We start from the raw sequence: 18,477 nt of genomic DNA, 5'->3' as shown, positions 1-18,477 counted from the left end.
GGCCCGCCAGAGGCCGGCCAGCCACAGGGATCAGGAGGGCGAGATGCCGAGGGTGTAGGCGCCGCGGCTGCCGTACGTCGAGTAGCCCGTGTTCAGCGGGTCGCCGTAGCCCACATTGTCGATCCGCAGGTAGTACCTACCCGGCTGCAAGCTGCCGCTAACACTCGCGCCGAGCCCCGTCGGCGTACCGGCGTCGCTCTGCCCGGATGCCGGGTCGTTCGAGGCAACGACCGCGCCGGCACTGTCCAGCAGGTCCAGCTTGATGTCGAGGTTGCCGCCGCTCGGAGCGGCGCTCGCCGTCGCGGTGTAGTTGCCGGCAGCACTGACCTCGAAGCCGTAGACGTCAGTGTCCTCTGAGGCCGCGATGATCCCCGGCACCGGCGTACCGACGGTCAGCGCGGCAGCGTCGCCTACGGTGTCACCAGCCTCGTCTGCCCGCAGTGCGAGTCCGTGCGATCCGACGACCGCGTAGTCGTCTTCCTTGTTGTTCGCGTCGGCGTACTCGCCCTTGCTCCACTGGCTGATGCCGCGGTAGTACCCGACGCCCATGATCGGCGCCCAGGCGCCGTGGCCCTGGTAGTAGCCGACCGTCGAGGTCCCGTCGTGCGAGAGCCCGACGTTGTGTCCGGCCTCGTGCGACGCCGCCTCGGCCAGGTTCTTCGCGCCGGTGCCGACGCCTTTCGTGAACACCAGCGCAGGCTGGTAGTAGTCGTGCTGGCTGGTGCTGTCGTACACACCAACGTACGCGACGCCGCCACACCCGCACCCGGACTGGTACCAGGTGTCCGGATCGATCAACACCCGCGTTCCATACGCGAGGTCCGACGCGTCCGACCGGTCGATCGCTGACTGCGGCGGCTCCTGCGTCGTCACATCCACGTCGAACGTCGCGTAGTCCTCCGCAACCCGAGCCCACACCTCGTGGACGACGTCCTGCTCGGCCGTGCTCCAACTGGCCGGATCGCCGTCCGTGTCGTACGCCGAGACGTTGACCGGGTCAATGCCCTTCGACGCGTTCCACGCCGTGCCGGTGATGGTGTGACCGTCGAAGTCCAGGTAGATGACACGGTTCGAGCCCGGCTTGCTGTGCAGCTCGAACGCCGGCCCGGTCGCGCCCTCGGCGGCCGTCCGCGCCCAGCGCGGTGACGCCTCGGCCGCCTTCCGAGCGGCAGGCAGACCTGGCTCGCGGAAGAACAGTTTGCTGTCGGCATCGAGCCACGCCGTCTTGTCAGTGTCAAGGATCTGCCGCAACTGGTCCGTCGGTACGCCGTTGTGCGCGGCAACCTCACGCAACCGCGACTGGACCTTCCCGAGCGCCGACGCACCGGCCAACGGCTCGGACAGCAACTGGTCGACCGGTGTCTGTTGCGCATCGGCCTGGGCGCCGAGTGCCACCGCCAGGCCTCCGAGAACGACAGCACCAGCGCACGCGAGTGCGCTGGTGCTGCGGAATCTGTTCACTGCGGGTTCCTCCTCACGTCCCCCCGGGTGGGCGGATCCCCCCGAACAACAACCCCGGGGCCGTCGATCTCGGTGGGATCGACGGCCCCGGGTGGCTCAAGGGGTCAGCCCGCGGTGACGCGGACGGTGTAGGCGCCGCGGCTGCCGTACGTCGAGTAGCCGGTGTTCAGCGGGTTGCCGTACCCGGTGTTCTCGATCCGCAGGTAGTAGCGGCCGGCCGCGACCTGGCGGCTGATGCTCGCGCTCAGCCCGGTCGGTGTGGCCGAGCTGGACTGCCCGGACGCCGGGTCCGCGGTCGCGACGACCCCGCCCGACGAGTTCAGCAACTGGAGCTTGATGTCCAGGTCCGCGCCGGACGCGGCCGCCGACGCGGCGAAGGTGAACGTGCCGGCCGCGAGGTCGATCCGGAAGGTGTCGACGTCGGAGTCGTTGGCGTAGACGCCCTTCACGCTCGTGCCGAGCGTCAGGGCGGTCGCGTCACCGGTGCCGTTGCCGTGATCGTCGGCCCGCAGCGCCAGCCCGTTCTGGCCGATCACCGCGAAGTCGTCTTCCTTGTTGTTGGCCCCGGAGTACTCGCCCTTGCTCCACTGGCTGATCGCCTTCGAGTAGCCGACACCCATGATCGGCGCCCAGGCGCCATGGCCGGCGTAGTACCCGACGGACGACGTGCCGTCGTGCGAGAGGCCGACGTTGTGCCCTGCCTCGTGCGACGCGGCCTCGGCGATGTTCTTCGCGCCGGTGCCGACGCCCTTGGTGAACACCAGAGCAGGCTGGTAGTACGAGTGGTTGCTGGTGTTGTCGTACACGCCGACGTACGCGACCCCGCCGCACCCGCAGCCCGACTGGTACCAGGTGGTCGGGTCGATCAGCACCCGCGTGCCGTACTGCAGGTCGGACGAACCGGTGCGCGTGATCGCGGACGCGGCCGGCTCCTGCGTCGTGACGTCCACGTCGAACGGCGCGTAGTCCTCGGCGACCCGGGCCCAGACATCGCGGACGACGTCCTGCTCGGCCGTGCTCCAGTTGCTCGTGTTGCCGTCGGTGTCGTACGGCGTGACGTTGACGGTGGCCGGCTTGCCACCGGTGTTCCACGCCGTACCGGTGATCGTGTGGCCGTCGAAGTCGAGGTAGATGACCCGGTTCGACCCCGGCTTGCTGTGCAGCTCGAAGGCTGGACCAGTCGCACCGGCGACGGCCTGGGTCGCCCAGCGCGGCGACGGCGCGGCGGCGGTCTTCAACTCGCCTCTGGTGGCGACCGGCTCGCGGTAGAACAGCTTGCCGCCGCGGTCGAGCCAAGCGGTCCGGTCAGTCGCCAGGATCTGCCGGAGGTGGTCTGTGGACAACTTGTTCTGAGCGGCGATCTCGGTCAGCCGGGACTGGACCCGGCCGAGCGCGGCCTTGCCCTGCAGCTCCTGGCCGAGCAGTTGGTCGATCGGGAGCGGAGCGGGTTGCTGGGCGTCGGCCTGGTTGCCGAGCGCGACGGCCAGGGATCCGAAAACGACGGCGCCGGCGCAGGCGAGACCTGCAATCCGGCGTGACTTGGGGCGGGGGCGGTTGGGCATGGGGCGGAAACTCCTCAGGTACTCCGGCGTGCCTCACTTGACATACTCACGAGCGGTGTACGCGAACGCACTGAGCGTAGCCTGCCGGATAGTCCCTGCCGCTGTATAGATTCGTCTCGGGATTTAACGTCGACTTGGGAGGGTTCGATGCGGTTCATGATGGTGTTCAAGGCGAGCGACGCGTCCGAGGCCGGGCAGCCGCCGACCGAGGAGGGCCTGACCGCGATGGGTCTGGTGATGGCCGAAATGGCGGAGAAGGGCGTCCTGCTCGCGGGCGACGGGCTGCTGCCGAGCTCGCACGGCTTCCGGCTGCAGCTCGACGAGGGCAAGCGCCGGGTGGTCGACGGGCCGTTCGCGGAGACCAAGGAGCTGATCGCCGGGTTCTGCCTGATCGAGGTCGCGTCCCGTGAGGAAGCGATGGAGTGGGGCTGGCGGTGCATCGCGGCGGACGCCCGCGCGGCCGGCGATCCCGAGTCGTCCGGGCTGCTGGAGATCCGGCCGGTCGCGACCGCCGACTTCTTCGGCGACAACTACACGCCGGAGGCGCAGGACCGTAACGAGCACACGTTCCAGAAGGCTGCGGAGAACCTTCAGAACAGCAGCACCTGACGGATCGTCGCACCGGCGGCGAGCTCGTCGAAGGCCTCGTTCAGGTCGTCGAGGCCGATCGTCGCGGTCAGCAGCCGGTCGACGGGCAGGCGGCCGGCCCGGTACAGGGCGACGTACCGCGGGATGTCGCGCGACGGCACCGACGACCCGAGGTACGAGCCCTTCACCGTGCGCTCTTCCGCGACCAGGCTGACCGCGGGCACGGTGAAGGCTTGCGACGGATGGGGCAGGCCGACGGTGATCGTGGTGCCGCCGCGCCGGGTGGCGGCGTACGCCTGCTCGAGCACCTTCGCGCTGCCGACGGTCTCGAACGCGTACTCCGCGCCGCCCGCCGTGGCCGCGCGCACCTGGTCGACCGCGTCCGGCTCACGGGCGTCGACGACGGCGGTTGCGCCGAGCTCCTGGGCGAGGGCGAGCTTGGACGGTACGACGTCGACCGCGACGATCGGCTGGGCCCCGGCGAGGACGGCGCCAAGGAGGGCGGACAGGCCGACGCCGCCCAGTCCGAACACCGCGGCACTGCGGCCCGCGCGGACCTGGGCCGTGTTCACGACCGCGCCGACGCCGGTCATGACCGCACAGCCGAAGAGTGCGGCGATCTCCGGGGGGATCGACGGATCGATCTTCACCGCCGAACGGGCCGAGATCACCGCATGATCCGCGAACCCGGACACGCCCAGATGATGATGTACGCCGTCCAGGCGGCGCGAACCCGTCAACAGCGTGCCCGCGGTGTTGGCGGCGGCGCCGGGTTCGCAGAGGGCGGGGCGGCTGTCGGCGCAGGGGGCGCAGTTGCCGCAGGCAGGGACGAAGGCGCAGACAACGACGTCACCGGCGACGAAGTCGGGAGACTCCGACCGGACGACCTCGCCGGTGGCTTCGTGGCCGAGGAGCATCGGCATCACCCGCGGGCGGGAGCCGTCGATCACGGACAGGTCCGAGTGGCACAGCCCGGCCGCGCGGATCCGGATCAGCAGCTCCCCCGGCCCCGGCGGCGCGAGCTCGACGTCTTCGACCTGCAGCGGCCGCGACTCGCCGTACGGCGCCGGTCGGCCCATCTCCCGCAGTACGGCGCCGCGCACGATCATCAGGTGATCCCTTCGAGGGCCTTGCGGATCTCGTCCGGAACCGGCACCGGGCGACGGTCGTGCCGCCCGACGAAGACGTGCACGAACCGGCCGGTCGCGGCCGGCTCGTCGGAGTCCTCACGGAACAAGGCGATCTCGTACCGCACGCTGGAGTTGCCGAGCTGCCCGCAGCGCAGTCCTGCGTCGACGACCCCGGGGAACTCGAGCGGTTGCTTGAACGTGCACTGCGAGTCCACGCACAGCCCGATCACCTCGCCGCGGTGGATGTCGAGCCCACCGCGGCGGATCAGGAAGTCGTTGATGACGGTGTCGAAGAAGCTGTAGTACTCGACGTTGTTGACGTGCCCGTAGACGTCGTTGTCCTTCCACCGCAGCGTGATCGCCAGGTGGTGCGGATACGCGCCGCGGTCCATCCCGTCAGGGCTTGCGGCCGACTCCGACCCACAGGCTGCACATGATGTCGGTGAACTCGCCCTTGTCGACGAGACGCTGGGTCTCCTCGTCGGGGTACCAGCGGAACGGCGACACCACGCCGGGCTCGATCAGCTCGGTGCCCTCGAAGAACTGGGTGACCTCTTCCTTCGAACGCACCTGCGCGTCGCCGCCGTCGGCCTTGTAGACGACCATGGCCCGCTCCCACAGGTCCGGCGCGAAATCCGGCGTGCAGTGCGAGAAGATCAGCAGCGATCCGGGCGCCAGCGGCTCGACGAGCCGGCGGACCAGGTCGTACGGCTTCAGGGCGTCCGGCAGGTAGTGGAAGACGCCGACGATGCTGAGCGCGACCGGCTTGCTGAAGTCGATCAGTTCCTTGACCTCGTCCGACTGCAGGATCGCGTCCGGGTCGGTGACGTCGGCCTCGAGGTAGGCCGTCTTGCCCTCCGGCGTGCTGACCAGCAGCGCGCGGGAGTGCGCGAGCACGATCGGGTCGTTGTCCGCGTACACCACGTGGGCCGACGGGACGATCTTCTGGACGACCTCGTGCAGGTTCGGCTCGGTCGGGATGCCGGTGCCGATGTCCAGGAACTGCGTGATGCCCTGCTCGGCGGCGTACTTCGCCGCGCGGTGCATCCACATCCGGTTCGACAGGGCGGCGGTGCGGAATCCCGGGAAGGCCTGCAGCAAGTGCTCGGCGGCCTGCCGGTCGATCGCGAAATTGTCCTTCCCGCCGAGGAAGTAGTCGTACACCCGGGCGCCGTGCGGCCGGTCGAGCTTCAGCTGCTCGTACATCCGCGGGTCGACGTCGCCATCCTGCGATTCAGCCATGAAAATCCCATCCGCGCTGCGGCTCCGAACTGAGGAGCCATCGTAGCCGGTACACAACGGACTGTGACACCGACAGAACGACACTACCGCTCCCAGCAGCGCCTGCCATCAGCTCCGGCGCGTTCCCGGATGGCCTTAACAGAGGATTGAATTGGGCCCGCGGCTACCGACGTGAGGGGCGGACATGGGCGACGTCATCCAGGGACGGCAGACAGCGGCGTACGACGGGGAGCTGGTCGTGTTCCTGATCGGGATGCGGGTCAACTCGGTGCGCAAGGTGCGGGAGTGGGTGCCGGTCGCGCGGGCGATGGGACCGATGCTGCGGGAGCTGAGCAAGGACAAGGAGAGCGGCCTGCTCGGATTCCGGACGTTGCCGACGTGGCGTGGCATCACCTTGATCCAGTACTGGGAGTCGGTGGAGAAGCTCCAGGCGTTCGCGAACGACGCCGGGCGGACGCACCGGCCCGCCTGGGTCGAGTTCTTCCGCAACTCGTACAAGGGCGGCGCGGTCGGCATCTGGCACGAGACGTACGTCGTGCCGGCCGGCAACACCGAAACGATCTACGGCAACATGCCGCTGCTCGGCCTCGGCCGGGCCCGCGGCGTCGAATCGGTCGGCAACCGGGGCGACACCGCTGCGGACCGCTTGCAGCGCTAGTCCTGCCAGAGGCCGACCCGGTTGCCGTCCGGGTCCAGGATCACCGCCATCCGGCCGAGACCCGGGACACTCCACGGCGCGGTCGCGACCTTCGCGCCCAGCGCGGTGGCGCGGATGAGCGTCAGGTCGACGTCAGGCACGGAGAAGTACGTCGTGACGCCGGGCGGGTGCGCCTCGTCGGCGGACCCGATCCCGCCCGGCAAGGTGCCGGGGCCCGGCTCGACGAGTGCGTAGTCGAGCGATTCGACCGTCCGCAGGCGCCAGCCGAAGAGCTCGGCGTAGAAGGCTCGGGACGCCGGGGCGTCCGTGGCGGTGATGTCGACCCAGGCTGCGTGCTTCTCGTTCATACCCTTACGTCGGAGCAGGGCGGGCGTTCTCGACAGGCGCGGCGGTTACAGTGCAGGCGTGCGGTTCATCCGGGATCTTGGGACGTTGCTTCGGCGGCGGGATTTCCGGCGGTTGTTCGCGGTTCGGCTGACGTCGCAGTGCGGCGACGGGGTCTTCCAGGTCGCGCTGGCGTCGTACGTGCTGTTCTCGCCGGAGCGGGCGCCCGACGCGGCGGCGATCGCCGGTCTGTTCGCCGTCTCGCTGCTGCCGTACTCGATCCTCGGCCCGTTCACCGGCGTCCTGCTCGACCGGTGGTCACGCCGCCAGATCCTGTTCGGCGCGAACCTGACCCGCGCCGCGCTCGTGATCGGCGTCGGCGCGATCGTCGCAGCGGGTAACGCGGGTGTGCTGTTCTACCTCGCGGTCCTGCTCACGCTCGGCGTCAACCGCTTCCTGCTCTCCGGACTCTCCGCCGGTCTCCCCCACGTCGTCGAACGCAGCGAGCTGGTGATGGCCAACGCCGTCACCCCGACGTCCGGTACGGCGGCCTTCCTGGTCGGGGGCGGCATCGGCGCCGGGGTGAAACTGCTCGTCGACTCGGACCTCGCCGTTCTCGGACTGACCGTCGTCATCTACACGGCCGCCGCGCTGCTCGCTCTCCGGCTGCGGCGCGACCAGCTCGGCCCGGACCTCAACGGCGACGAGCCCGGCATCCTGGAAGCGCTCCGCACGATCGCTGCCGGCCTCGTGGACGGTGGCCGGCACCTCCGCGAACGCAGGCAGGCCGCCCTCGGCCTCGCCGCGATCGGCTCGCTGCGGTTCTTCTTCGGGCTGCTGACGGTCTCGATGATCCTGCTGTACCGCAACTACTTCTACGGCCCCGGCCAGCTGGATCAAGCGTTCGGTGGACTCGCGATCGCGACCGGTGCGGTCGGCGCCGGTCTGTTCGTCGCCGCGCTCGTGACGCCGTGGGGCACCCGGGTGCTGGCGCTGCGGCAATGGATCACGCTGCTGTTCGCGGCCGCGGCGGTGGTCTGCGCCTTCCCGATCGGGCTCTTCACGAAGCCGGCGATGGTGATCGGCGGGTTCCTGGTCGGCTTCTGCGCCCAGGGGATCAAGATCAGCGTCGACACCCTCGTCCAGACGGGTGTCGACGACGTGTACCGCGGTCGGGTGTTCTCGCTGTACGACATGATCTTCAACGTCGGGCAGGTCTCCGCGGCCGCGCTCGGCGCGGCGATCCTGCCCGACAGCGGGAAGTCCTACCTGGTCCTGGCGCTGATCGTGGCCGGCTTCGCGCTCACCGCGGTGGTCTACTCACGTGCCTCGCAGCGCGGTGATCGGCTGGATGGCGGAGGCCTTCCAGGCGGGATAGGTTCCGGCGACCAGACCGATGAACGCACCCAGCAGGGGTGAACCGAACGCCAGCCGGTTGTCGAGGATCGGCGTCCAGTCCCGGACCCACGAGACACCGACGGTCAGCATGACGCCCACCGCCGTACCGAGCAGACCGCCGAGGAAGCCGACGATCACGCTCTCGACCAGGAACTGAACGGCGATATGTCGCCGCGCCGCGCCGAGCGCCCGCCGCAAGCCGATCTCCGAGATGCGTTCCAGGACCGACAGCAGCGTCACGTTGGCGATGCCGAGACCGCCGACGAGCAGCGCGACCGCGCCGAGCAGCAGGAACAGCGCGTTCAGGTCGGACTCGACCCCCTTCCGTACGGCGCCCTGTTTCGGCGGAGCGTCCACGGTCAGGGTGCTCGGGTTGTTCGGCTCGATCGCGATCGGCGCCTGCTCCGCGATCAGCTGCGCGGCGCCGACCGCCGTACGGATCTCGACGGCGTCCGGGGACTCGAGGTCGTAGGCCTGGCGGGCTGTGCCGTTCGGCATGATCACCGCGTCGTTCAGGTCGGCCCGGCCGCTGACCGAGTCGAGGATGCCGATCACCGTGTACGGCTCGTCGCCGATGAACACGGCCGGCTGGGCGTCGACCCGGTTGATGCCGAGCCGCTCGGCGGCGTGCTTGCCCAGGACAACCACCTTGTCGGCGCGCTGGTCGTGACCGTCGTCGAAGAACCGGCCGGTCTTGAGCACCGCCCGGACGGCGTCCCAGAGACCGGATGAACCGGCCATCACCTGGAGGGCCTTGCCCGTGCCGCCGTCCAGGCCGGTCACGTTCTGGACCAGGTCGTCACCGATCTCGAGAGTGCTGACCGTGCCGACCGCTTCCACGCCGTTCAGCCGTTCGATCCGGGCCGGCGCGTCCCACGGGAGCTGGGTCGCCGCCTCACCTTCTTGCCCTCCCTTGTCGTCCGGTTCCACCACCACACGCGTCGCCGCGGCCAGGTCGAACCGCTGCGTGATCTGCCCGGCGGCCGTCTGTCCGAGCCCGACCGTCCCCACCAGCGCGGCGACACCGAGCACGGTGCCGAGCGTGGTGAGGATCAGCCGGGTCGGCCGGGCGGCAACACCCGCGAGCGCTTCGTCGAGCAGGTCCCGCACGGCGGGACGGGATCGTCGCCGAGGGCGTGCTGAGTGATGTCCGCCGGTGTGGGGGGAAGTGGACGGCCCGCCGGTCGGGTCCGGGGGGCCTGCTTGGGTTACCACTGGAGGGTTCCGTCGACGATACGCACCTGGCGCTGGGCCCGGCGGCTGACGTGGTCGTCGTGGGTGATGACGGCCAGCGTCATCCCCTCGGCGTGCAGTTCGTCGAACACTTGCAGGATCGCCTCCGCGTTGGCGCTGTCGAGGTTGCCGGTCGGTTCGTCCGCCAGCAGCAGGCTGGGTTCGGCGACCAGGGCCCGCGCGATCGCGACGCGCTGCCGCTCGCCGCCGGAGAGCGTGGTCGGCGCGAACTCCATCCGGTGCGACAGCCCGACCCGTTCGAGCGCGACCCGGGCGCGCGCCATCCGCTGCCGGCGCGGCACCCCGACGTACACCATCGAGAGCGCCACGTTCTCCAGCACGGTCCGGTGGTCGAGCAGGTGGAACGACTGGAACACGAACCCGATCCGCTCCCCGCGCAGTACGGCGCGCCGCCGCTCCCGCAGGCTCATCGTGTCCACGCCGTCGAGCCGGTAGACCCCGCCCGTCGGGTTGTCCAGCAAGCCGAGCAGGTGCAGCAACGTCGACTTCCCCGACCCGGACGGCCCGACGATCGACAGGTACTCCCCCTGCCCGATGGTCAGATCGACGCCCTTGATCGCGCGGACCTCGGGCGGTCCCGGGAAGAACCGCCGCACGCCGATCATCTCGACGACCGGCGCCGGTAAGGCCACCGCGGTGCTCATCGCCCGACCACCACCTGATCGCCCTCGGTCAGCTTCGCGTCGCCCTTCGGCGTGACCTGCGCGAACCCGTCCGCGGTCAGCCCGACCGTGACCGGGACCAGCTCGACCTTCCCGTTCCGCAGGACCTCGACGCGCGACGCGCCGTCCGATCCGGACGACAGCGCGGCCACCGGTACGGCGAGGACCTTGCCGCTGGTGCTCTTCACCGGGATCGTGACCCGCACGTTCGCGTCCCGGAGCAGGGCCAGTTGGCTCGCGGTCAGCGCGTTCGGCGCGACCACGACGTCGTACTGGTTCCCGTTCTTCGTGACCCGGCGGACCTTCGCGGCGACCGAGACGCTGTCGCCGAGGTCGAGCGTTGCCGCCATCCCCGCCTTCAGCCGCTGCGCGGTCTCCGCGTCGACCTTGACCGTGACGACCAGCGACGCGCCGCTGGCCGACATCACCACACCGTTCACCGTCCCGCCACGCTCGACCTTCACGTCGTCGACCCGGCGCGGGAGCGTCTTCACGTAGACCACCTCGGACACCGGGAGCGGCGTACCGGCCTTGAACTCGGCATCACTCCGCGCGTCCTGCGCGTCGGCGAGATTCTCCTCGGCGTCGTCGACAGCGCCCTGCTGCACGGACGTGTCCTTCGCCTTGGCGTCCTTGGCCGCCTTCAGCTGCGACTGCGCCTGCCGGAGCTGCTTCTTCGCGGCGTCGACCTGCTTCTTCGCCTGGTCGACGGCCTGGGTGAACTGCTCGTCCGCCACCGGGGCGTCGTAGCCGGCCTCCTCGTACAGCCGCTCCACGGCCGCCGAGGTGTCCAGGTCGTACTCGTCGTCGACATCACCCGGATCGAGCCCGAGCCGGTCCAGCGTCTGCTCCAGCTGCAGCACGTCAGGTCCCTTGCTGCCGGGCGACAGGGTCCGGTACATCGGCAGGACGCCGGCCAGCCCGATCACCGGCCGACCGGTGATCTCCAGCAGCGCCTTGCCCTCGGTGAGCGTCGAGCCGACCGCGGGCACCTTGCCGGTCACGATCGGCGCGGTCTTGATCCCGCTGGTCTCGACCCGGATGTTCACCGCGCCGTCGAACGACGCGTCACCCCGGCCGACCACCTTGCTGGACAGTGCCTTCTTCGCCACCGGCACGGTGATCTGCGACGCCTTCGGCGCCGCGGTCTTCGCGGCGGCGTCCTCCGGCGAGCTGATCCGGCTGCCCGCCACCACACCGATTCCCAGTGAGGCGACGGCCACGCCGGCCACACTGACCAGGACCCGGCGGCGGGACTTGGGCGAAGCGGTCACCGGTTCGCCATCTCGTCGCGGTACGCCTCGAGCTCGGCCTTGTGCTGGTCGACGAACTCCTGCTCGGCCTGGTACTGGACCTTCTTGTACGCGTCGTCGTACCCCTTGGCCTTGCACTTCTGGTCCGCCACCGCGAGGTCGATCTCGGACTTGCGCAGCTCGGCCAGCTTCGCCGAGTCGACCTTGTCGAACGACGGCGGGCCCTTGATCGTCTGGGACGGGCCGTTCTTGGCCGGCGGCTTGTTCCCGGTCAGCGTGTCGAGCTTCTGCTGGATCTGCTGGCGCGGGTCGTCGACCTTCTTGAATCCGGAGTGCCCGGCGTCGGCCATGCAGTCGGTCCAGGCGGTGGTCGCGTCCACGACGCGCTGGTCGGAGTCGATCCGCTTCTGCAGCGCCTGGATGTCCTTGAACAGGCTGTCGAACTTCTTGAAGTCGACGTTGCGGTTCGCGTCGTCGCCGTACACCTGCTTGACCGCCTTGCCACGACAGCCGAGGTCCATCTCGCCGCTCGAGCTCGGGCCGTCCTTGCCGCCCTGGATCACGACGGCGCCGTTCCCGTTCGCGTTCGGCCCGTTCAGGGCCTTGTCGTACGCCTTCTGGGCGGCCGGCGACAGCGCGGCGCGGATCTTGGTGTTCGGGTTCGAGTCGTCCTCCCCGGCCTTCGACCAGTCGATCGTGCTGATCCCGTACCCGTACTGCTCGGCGAACTTGTCCGGCGGCAGGTTGAACGCCTCGCTGAACTTGCTCTTCGCGTTCTGCTCCGGCGGGACCGCGACGTACTCGAACCCGGCCGCCTTCATGCAGGTCACGGTCGCGTCCTCGACCTTGCGCTGCTTGGCCAGGTCCTCCTCGGTCGGCTGCTGCGCGCCGCCGGCCCGGGTCGCGATCCTGAACCCGCCGCCGCCGGACGAACTGACGAACCCGTCGCCCATGTACTCCGCGAGCGGGCTCTTGTCGCTCTTCTGGTCGGACGCGACCGGCGCCTTGTCGTTCCCGCAGGCGGCCAGCGCCAGGACCGCCACCACGGCGAGTGCAGTTGTCTTCATGGCTGTGGAGCGTGCCGCCCGGGCCGTCAAGAACCTGTGAAGGTCCCGTTTGCACCTGATGCTCTCAGCCGATCTTCATCGGATTCTCATCTGTTTCGGGGACATTGAGGACTATGCCAGCGCGGATCCTGGTCGCCGAAGACGACCTCAAGCAGGCGGAGCTGATCCGGCGGTACCTCGAACGGGAAGGGCACCTGACCGTCGTCGTGCACGACGGCCGGGAGGCGATCGACGAGGCCCGCCGGCGCAGTCCGGACCTGCTGGTGCTCGACGTGATGATGCCGAAGGTCGACGGGCTGGACGTCTGCCGCGTCCTCCGGGCCGATGGTGACGTGCCGATCATCATGCTGACCGCCCGCTCCACCGAGGACGACCTGCTGCTCGGGCTCGACCTGGGCGCGGACGACTACCTGACCAAGCCGTACAACCCGCGTGAACTGGTCGCCCGGGTCCGCACGGTGCTGCGGCGCACCCGCAGCCGCGCCGAGGGCGAGGTGTACCGGGTCGGTGAACTGGAGATCGATCCGGCACGCCACGAGGTCCGGCTGGCGGGCCGCCTGGTCGAGCTGACACCGGCCGAGTTCAAGATCCTCGCCTGCCTGGCGGCCTCGCCGGGTCGGGCGTTCTCGCGGCAGCAGTTGCTCGAGCACGCGTTCGGCTTCGACCACTACGTGTTCGACCGGACCGTCGACGTGCACGTGATGAACCTGCGGAAGAAGATCGAGCCGTCGTCAGGCGCCCCGGCGTACCTGAAGACCGTGTACGGCGTCGGCTACAAACTCGCGGACAAGGCGGTCAGTCATGCGTCGTAGCGTGCTGGTCCGGTTCCTCGGGCTGTCGCTCGCGGTCGCGCTCGGCGCCGTCATCGCGACCGCGGTGATCGCGACGTACAGCACGTCGGAGAAGCTGCAGGGCGAGATCGACGCGAACACCGGGCAACTGCGGGTCGACGGCGAGATCTACGGCGAGCTGTCGAAGTACGCCGCCGATCACCCGACCTGGTCCGGGGTCGACAAGCTGGTGCACGACCTGGCCGGCAAGCTCGGCCGGCGGATCGCGGTCACCACCGAGACCGGCGAGGTGATCGCGGACTCGGCCCGGATGCTCGGCGCCGCGCCGGAGCTGCCGTCGGTGCCGGCGGCAACCGTCGACGTGCGCACGTCCGGGTTGGGGAAGCTGAGCGGCGGGATGACCGTGTACGCCGCACGGAAGACCGTCGCCGCGACCGGGGGATTCGTCGCATCCGCCGCGATCGGGCCGCCGTTCGTCGCCTACCCGGAGTGGGGCCTGACCGAGGACGAACTGAAGGAGCGTGACAAGCTCGCGCAGCAGGCGGCGGACTGCTCCACCGCCATGGGCAAGCCGGCGAGTGTGAACCGGATCGCCGGGGCCGTGCCCCAGGTGATGGTCGAGTCGACGCAGTCCGTGGCCGGCGTCCGGATCGAGAAGGCCAACACGTCGGCTGACGACGAGTGCATGCCGCCCGGACTGACCGCGCCGAGCGCGAAGGCGAAGATTGTCAACGACGACGAGGTCCGGCGCTCGACCGCCTGTCTGGACGCCGCCGGGATCGACTACAAGGTCACCGAGTTCCAGGGCCTGAAGTCGGTCGACCCGACGGTGAAGGAACTCGTCGGCGACACATTCGGCAACTGTCTCCAGCAGGCCCGCGTCCAGGCGCTCACGCCGTACGTCGCTCCGCCCGCGAAGCTGTACCTCGGGGCGAAGAGCACGTTCAACGTCTTCTCCGGCGAAGGGCTGTTGCGGACGGCGGCGACCGCGCTCGGCGTACTGCTGATCGCGGCGCTGGTGATGCTCTTCGCGGGACGCCGGCTGGTCCGGCCGATCGTGGCGCTGACCGGCGCGACGCAGCGGATGCGGAACGGCGACCACGCGGCGCGGGTGCCGGTGAGCGGGAAGGACGAGGTGGCTCGGCTCGGGCACGCGTTCAACGACATGGCGGAGGCGATCCAGCGGCACGACTTCCAGCGCAAGGCGATGGTCAGCGACGTCGCGCACGAGCTGCGGACGCCGCTGGCCAACATCAAGGGGTACCTGGTCGCGTCGGAGGACGGCGTGGTGCCGCTCGACCACGCACTGGTCACCTCTTTGCTGGAGGAGACTGGTCTGCTCGAGCACCTTGTTGCGGACCTCCAGGACCTGGCGCTCGCCGACGCGGGCATGCTCCGCCTGCATCCCGCTTCACGTGATCTCTCCGAAGTGGCTGCTCAAGTGGTGTCCGCGCACCGCCCTGCCGCTGAGCAGGCTGCCGTCACTCTCTCGTCCACAGCTACTTCTCCCGCGCCGGCAGTTGTCGATGGCGCCCGCATTCGGCAGGCGCTGGGCAATCTGGTGTCCAACGCGATCCGGTACACCCCGCCCGGCGGCCAGGTTGTGGTCGGCGTACGGCCTGTGGACAACGGCTACAACCTGACCGTCACGGACAACGGCACCGGCATCGCTGCGGAGCACCTCCCGCACCTGTTCGACCGCTTCTACCGTGCGGACGTCTCCCGCACCCGCACCACCGGCGGCAGCGGCCTGGGCCTGGCCATCACCAAACACCTGGCCGAAGCCCACCAAGGCCACATCACCGTCACCAGCCGGCTGAACGAGGGCTCGACCTTCACCATCTGGATCCCACGCCGCCCACCCAGCTAAGAACCAGGCCCACTGGCGGCTTATGTCACGGCTGACGGGTTACAGCACGACGGCGGTCAAACAACCCGCCAGCGGCGCGCTGCCTAGACTCGGGCGCATGGGCGCGAGGAGAGCGCGGGTGGCGGACGTGCACGCGATCGCGTCCGGGATGCCGCATGTGACCAAGTGGGAACGCGACGACGGGACCGACCGGCCCGTGTACCAGGTCGGCGGGAAGTCGTTCGTGTTCTTCCGTACGCCGCGGCCGGACGCGGTGGATCCGATGAGCGGCGAGAAGTACGCCGACGTGATCATGATCTGGGTCGAGTCCGAGACCGAGAAGCTCGCGCTGGTGTCCGACGACTCCAACCCGTTCTTCACCACACCGCACTTCGACGGCCACCCGTCGGTCCTGGTCCGTGCGTGTGAACTGGGCGAACTGTCCAAGCAGGAACTGACCGAGGTGATCCAGGACGCCTGGCTCTCGCGCGCTTCCAACCGCCGCGCAACGATGTGGCTGCGAGAGCACCGGTTGAGCTGATCCCGCTGCCACACTGACCCTGTGAGCTCACCGCCGCCCGGGCCCGAATACAGCTGGCAGCCGCAGCCGGGCGACTACAAGTCGGCGCCGACGTACGGACAACCGCCCCGGAAGAGCCGCGCCGGGCTGATCATCGCGCTGATCCTCGTCTTCGTACTGGTGGCACTCGGGGCGATCGGTGTCCTCGCGTTCCGCCTCGTCAACCGCACCTCAGACCCGGAACCAGGCAGCGCCGCCGCCCCTCCGTCAGCCGCCTCGCACAGCCCCGCGGTCACCTCCCACACCCCGGCGACCACCTCCCGCCCGACCGCCAACACCCGTCCCACCGCCGGCTCTCGCCCGACCGCCGCGCCCAAGCCGACGACCGCCCGCCCGAACACCACGGCAGGCCCGGCGACCGGCGCTTCTGCGGTTACCGACCTGGCGCGTCGCTTCGTCACCCAACTCAACGCCAACAACCCCACCACCGCAGCCACCCTCGCCTGCGAGAGCTCCCGCCAACTCATCCCCACCCTGATGAGAACCTTCCTCACCCCACCCACCAAACTCACCCCCGGCCAACCCATCGGCCAATCCCCCACCTACGTCATCCCCCTCACCGGCACCACCAAGAACATGACCGTCACCGGAGCCCTGGTCATCCACCAGATCGCCCCAGAACCCCTGTGCATCCGCGCCTTCCAACTCTCTCCGCGTTAGCCGGCACCATCCGCACCCAGTCGACAACTGCGCGCGCGGCGCCCTCCCAGCACCCCGTGCACCACCACAAGCGGACAGCATGACGCCCTGCCTCCCAACGGTGTGCTTCCACCCGCTGCAAGTCATCCGCCAGGCGCAGTTCCCAACGACACCGGCCGGCGACGCCGGAACCCGTCAGACAACAGCCACACGAACCCGCCACCAAAGCTCGTCGCCACGGCACAGCTCCACACACCACGACGCCCCGCCAAAGGCGACAACAGACAGCCAGCGCGGAGCGCTGTCCTTTCCACGGCGCCGCAGTTCTAGTTGGGGGTGAGGGAGCGGGCGGTTTCGAGGAGGCTGGTGCCGGTGGGGAGGGTGGCGATGATGGGGGTGTCGAGGCCGTTCTCGACGTAGCGGTTGATGTGGGCGCGGCATTGGGCCGGGGTGCCGTGGACGATCAGGTCGTCGATGAGGTCGACGGGGACGGCGGCCATCGCGGCGTTGCGGTCGCCGGCGGACCAGGCGTCGCGCATCGGTTTCATCAGCTCGCCGCGGCCCAGCCAGTCGTGGAACGCGGCGTACCCGGGCACGGTCAGGTACGTCGCGATCAGGAAGCGCCCGATGTTGCGCGCCATCTCCGCGTCCTCGGTGACGCACACGAAGATCCGCGCGGCGAGTTCCTTGTCCGGACCGAGCTCGGCCCGCACCCGGCGGACGTCGTCCGCGGACAGCCAGTTCGTGATCGCCCCGTCGGCCTCGCGCGCGGCCAGCCGGAGCATCTGCGGGCGGAGCGCGGCGAGCATGATCGCGGGCGGCACGTCGGGCGCCTTCTCCAGCCGGAACCGCCGGATCGTGAAGCTGTCGAACTCCCCGTCGACCTTCTCCCCCGCCAACGCCGCCCGCAGGAACCGCAGTACGTCGCGGGTCCGCGCCAGCGGCGGGTCGTACGCGATCCCGTTCCAGCCGGTCACGATCGTCTCCGACGACGCCCCGATCCCGAGCACGAACCGCCCCGGCGCGAGGTCCGCCAACGCCGCCGCGCTCATCGCCAACGCGGCCGGACCCCGCGTGTGCACCGGTACGACAGCTGTCCCCAGCCGCAGCGACGAGTCCCATTCGGACGCGAGCACGAGCGGCGTGAACGCATCAGCGCCGGCCACCTCCGCCGACCACAGATCCGTGTACCCCAGATCCGACAGCGACGAGATCAGCGAACGATGCTCCCGCAGCGGTACGCCGGTGAGCGGCACCGTCAGGCCCCACCGCATTCAGATCATCCTCTTCAGCACCGGCAGCGGCGCGAACCGCATCACCTGCGCGAGCGGCCACCACGGCCGCGCCGGCACGTACGCCTTCGCCTTCTCCGCCTCGATCGCCGCGACCATCGCCCGGACCCCGGTCTCGGTGCCGACGATGAACGGTGTGTTCGGCACGTGCTCGTTCATCTCCGAGCGGATGTAGCCGGGGTAGATCGTGCTGACCTTGATCGGCTTGCCCATCAACTCCAGCCGCAGCCCTTCGCCGAGCGAGGCGAGCCCGGCCTTGGTCGCGGCGTACGTCGTGATCGTCTTCGGGAACCCGCGCAGCGCGGAGATCGACGCGATCAGCACCAGGTGACCGGCGTTCCGCGGGCGGAACAGCTCGAGCGCCGCCTCGACCTGGGCGAGCGCGCCGACGAAGTTGGTGAGCGCGGTGTCGCGGTTGGCGTCGAACCTGCCGGTGCCGAGCGGCGCGCCCTTGCCCAGGCCGGCGTTCACGACGACCCGATCCAGCGGCAGCTCGGCGTCGATCGCCCGGAACACCTTGAACACCTGGTCGTGATCGGTCACGTCGAGGCTGTGGACAACGACCGTGAGCTGTGGATAACGCTCGACCAGCTCGGCTCGCAGCTCCTCGAGCCGTTCGGTACGCCGTGCGGTCAAGGCGAGGTTGTGCCCCTTCGCGGCGAACTGCCGCGCCATCTCCGCACCGAGGCCGGAGCTGGCGCCGGTGATCAGGATGTTGCGTCGCATC

19 protein-coding genes are annotated in these 18,477 nt (G+C 69.6%); 7 read left to right on the top strand and 12 right to left on the bottom strand.

The window, feature by feature from the left end:
- Window positions 1–30: 30 nt before the first annotated feature.
- Together ABZW60_RS11495 and ABZW60_RS11490 are read right to left on the bottom strand one after the other, a co-directional pair.
- Complete coding sequence (locus tag ABZW60_RS11495; protein ID WP_355475718.1) at window positions 31–1,461, bottom strand: pre-peptidase C-terminal domain-containing protein; 1,431 nt, start codon at window positions 1,459–1,461, stop codon at window positions 31–33.
- A gap of 104 nt (window positions 1,462–1,565) precedes the next feature.
- Window positions 1,566–3,023, bottom strand: coding sequence for a M12 family metallo-peptidase (locus tag ABZW60_RS11490; RefSeq protein ID WP_355475716.1), 1,458 nt, complete (start codon window positions 3,021–3,023; stop codon window positions 1,566–1,568).
- Between the two features lie 147 nt (window positions 3,024–3,170).
- Here ABZW60_RS11490 and ABZW60_RS11485 point away from each other — a divergent pair, with 147 nt between their 5' ends.
- Entirely contained in the window at window positions 3,171–3,632 is a 462-nt protein-coding gene (locus ABZW60_RS11485) for a YciI family protein (RefSeq protein ID WP_355475714.1), read from the top strand.
- On the opposite strand, the gene ABZW60_RS11480 is transcribed toward ABZW60_RS11485, so the two are convergent.
- The 3 genes from ABZW60_RS11480 to ABZW60_RS11470 are packed head-to-tail and all read right to left on the bottom strand — an operon-like array spanning window position 3,614 to window position 5,983.
- Window positions 3,614–4,720 (bottom strand): zinc-dependent alcohol dehydrogenase family protein, encoded by a 1,107-nt coding sequence (locus ABZW60_RS11480; RefSeq protein WP_355475712.1) that lies wholly within the window; start codon window positions 4,718–4,720, stop codon window positions 3,614–3,616. The genes ABZW60_RS11485 and ABZW60_RS11480 overlap by 19 nt on opposite strands.
- Window positions 4,720–5,133: a thioesterase family protein gene (locus ABZW60_RS11475; RefSeq protein WP_355475710.1), complete on the bottom strand. Its 414-nt coding sequence runs from the start codon at window positions 5,131–5,133 to the stop codon at window positions 4,720–4,722. The genes ABZW60_RS11480 and ABZW60_RS11475 overlap by 1 nt, the downstream gene beginning before the upstream one ends.
- A gap of 4 nt (window positions 5,134–5,137) precedes the next feature.
- Window positions 5,138–5,983, bottom strand: coding sequence for an SAM-dependent methyltransferase (locus ABZW60_RS11470; RefSeq protein ID WP_355475708.1), 846 nt, complete (start codon window positions 5,981–5,983; stop codon window positions 5,138–5,140).
- Between the two features lie 184 nt (window positions 5,984–6,167).
- On the opposite strand from ABZW60_RS11470, the gene ABZW60_RS11465 reads away from it, so the two are divergent.
- Complete coding sequence (locus ABZW60_RS11465) at window positions 6,168–6,641, top strand: DUF4188 domain-containing protein (protein WP_355475706.1); 474 nt, start codon at window positions 6,168–6,170, stop codon at window positions 6,639–6,641.
- On the opposite strand, the gene ABZW60_RS11460 is transcribed toward ABZW60_RS11465, so the two are convergent.
- Entirely contained in the window at window positions 6,638–6,988 is a 351-nt protein-coding gene (locus tag ABZW60_RS11460; RefSeq protein WP_355475704.1) for a VOC family protein, read from the bottom strand. The two genes, ABZW60_RS11465 and ABZW60_RS11460, sit on opposite strands and share 4 nt — an antisense overlap.
- Before the next feature lie 58 nt (window positions 6,989–7,046).
- Between ABZW60_RS11460 and ABZW60_RS11455 the strand changes: the two genes are divergently transcribed.
- Entirely contained in the window at window positions 7,047–8,384 is a 1,338-nt protein-coding gene (locus ABZW60_RS11455) for an MFS transporter (RefSeq protein WP_355475702.1), read from the top strand.
- On the opposite strand, the gene ABZW60_RS11450 is transcribed toward ABZW60_RS11455, so the two are convergent.
- The 4 genes from ABZW60_RS11450 to ABZW60_RS11435 all read right to left on the bottom strand — a co-directional run bounded on the left by ABZW60_RS11450 (window position 8,286) and on the right by ABZW60_RS11435 (window position 12,599).
- Window positions 8,286–9,473: an ABC transporter permease gene (locus ABZW60_RS11450; RefSeq protein ID WP_355475700.1), complete on the bottom strand. Its 1,188-nt coding sequence runs from the start codon at window positions 9,471–9,473 to the stop codon at window positions 8,286–8,288. The two genes, ABZW60_RS11455 and ABZW60_RS11450, sit on opposite strands and share 99 nt — an antisense overlap.
- A 98-nt stretch (window positions 9,474–9,571) precedes the next feature.
- A complete protein-coding gene (locus tag ABZW60_RS11445; protein ID WP_355475698.1) occupies window positions 9,572–10,261 on the bottom strand; it encodes an ABC transporter ATP-binding protein in 690 nt (229 codons plus the stop codon).
- On the bottom strand, window positions 10,258–11,553 hold the full coding sequence (locus ABZW60_RS11440) for a peptidoglycan-binding protein (RefSeq protein ID WP_355475696.1): 1,296 nt from the start codon (window positions 11,551–11,553) through the stop codon (window positions 10,258–10,260). Before ABZW60_RS11440 ends, ABZW60_RS11445 begins: the two co-directional genes overlap by 4 nt.
- Window positions 11,550–12,599, bottom strand: coding sequence for a hypothetical protein (locus ABZW60_RS11435; RefSeq protein ID WP_355475694.1), 1,050 nt, complete (start codon window positions 12,597–12,599; stop codon window positions 11,550–11,552). Before ABZW60_RS11435 ends, ABZW60_RS11440 begins: the two co-directional genes overlap by 4 nt.
- A 113-nt stretch (window positions 12,600–12,712) precedes the next feature.
- Here ABZW60_RS11435 and ABZW60_RS11430 point away from each other — a divergent pair, with 113 nt between their 5' ends.
- The 4 genes from ABZW60_RS11430 (at window position 12,713) to ABZW60_RS11415 (ending at window position 16,479) form a co-directional block, all read left to right on the top strand.
- On the top strand, window positions 12,713–13,411 hold the full coding sequence (locus tag ABZW60_RS11430) for a response regulator transcription factor (RefSeq protein ID WP_355475692.1): 699 nt from the start codon (window positions 12,713–12,715) through the stop codon (window positions 13,409–13,411).
- Window positions 13,401–15,260, top strand: coding sequence for a HAMP domain-containing sensor histidine kinase (locus tag ABZW60_RS11425; protein ID WP_355475690.1), 1,860 nt, complete (start codon window positions 13,401–13,403; stop codon window positions 15,258–15,260). The genes ABZW60_RS11430 and ABZW60_RS11425 overlap by 11 nt, the downstream gene beginning before the upstream one ends.
- Before the next feature lie 97 nt (window positions 15,261–15,357).
- Window positions 15,358–15,780 (top strand): MmcQ/YjbR family DNA-binding protein, encoded by a 423-nt coding sequence (locus ABZW60_RS11420; RefSeq protein WP_355475688.1) that lies wholly within the window; start codon window positions 15,358–15,360, stop codon window positions 15,778–15,780.
- Between the two features lie 21 nt (window positions 15,781–15,801).
- A complete protein-coding gene (locus ABZW60_RS11415) occupies window positions 15,802–16,479 on the top strand; it encodes a hypothetical protein (protein WP_355475686.1) in 678 nt (225 codons plus the stop codon).
- Window positions 16,480–16,784: 305 nt separating this feature from the next.
- On the opposite strand, the gene ABZW60_RS11410 is transcribed toward ABZW60_RS11415, so the two are convergent.
- On the bottom strand, window positions 16,785–17,732 hold the full coding sequence (locus ABZW60_RS11410; RefSeq protein WP_355475685.1) for an LLM class F420-dependent oxidoreductase: 948 nt from the start codon (window positions 17,730–17,732) through the stop codon (window positions 16,785–16,787).
- Window positions 17,733–18,476, bottom strand: coding sequence for an SDR family oxidoreductase (locus ABZW60_RS11405; protein WP_355475683.1), 744 nt, complete (start codon window positions 18,474–18,476; stop codon window positions 17,733–17,735). It abuts the gene before it with no gap.
- Window position 18,477: the final 1 nt, after the last annotated feature.

Origin of the sequence: Kribbella sp. NPDC003557 (assembly GCF_040610805.1) — a bacterium.
GTDB lineage: Bacteria > Actinomycetota > Actinomycetes > Propionibacteriales > Kribbellaceae > Kribbella.
The sequence above is the reverse complement of the archived record's forward strand: the minus strand, read 5'-3'. Positions and strand labels throughout refer to the sequence as shown.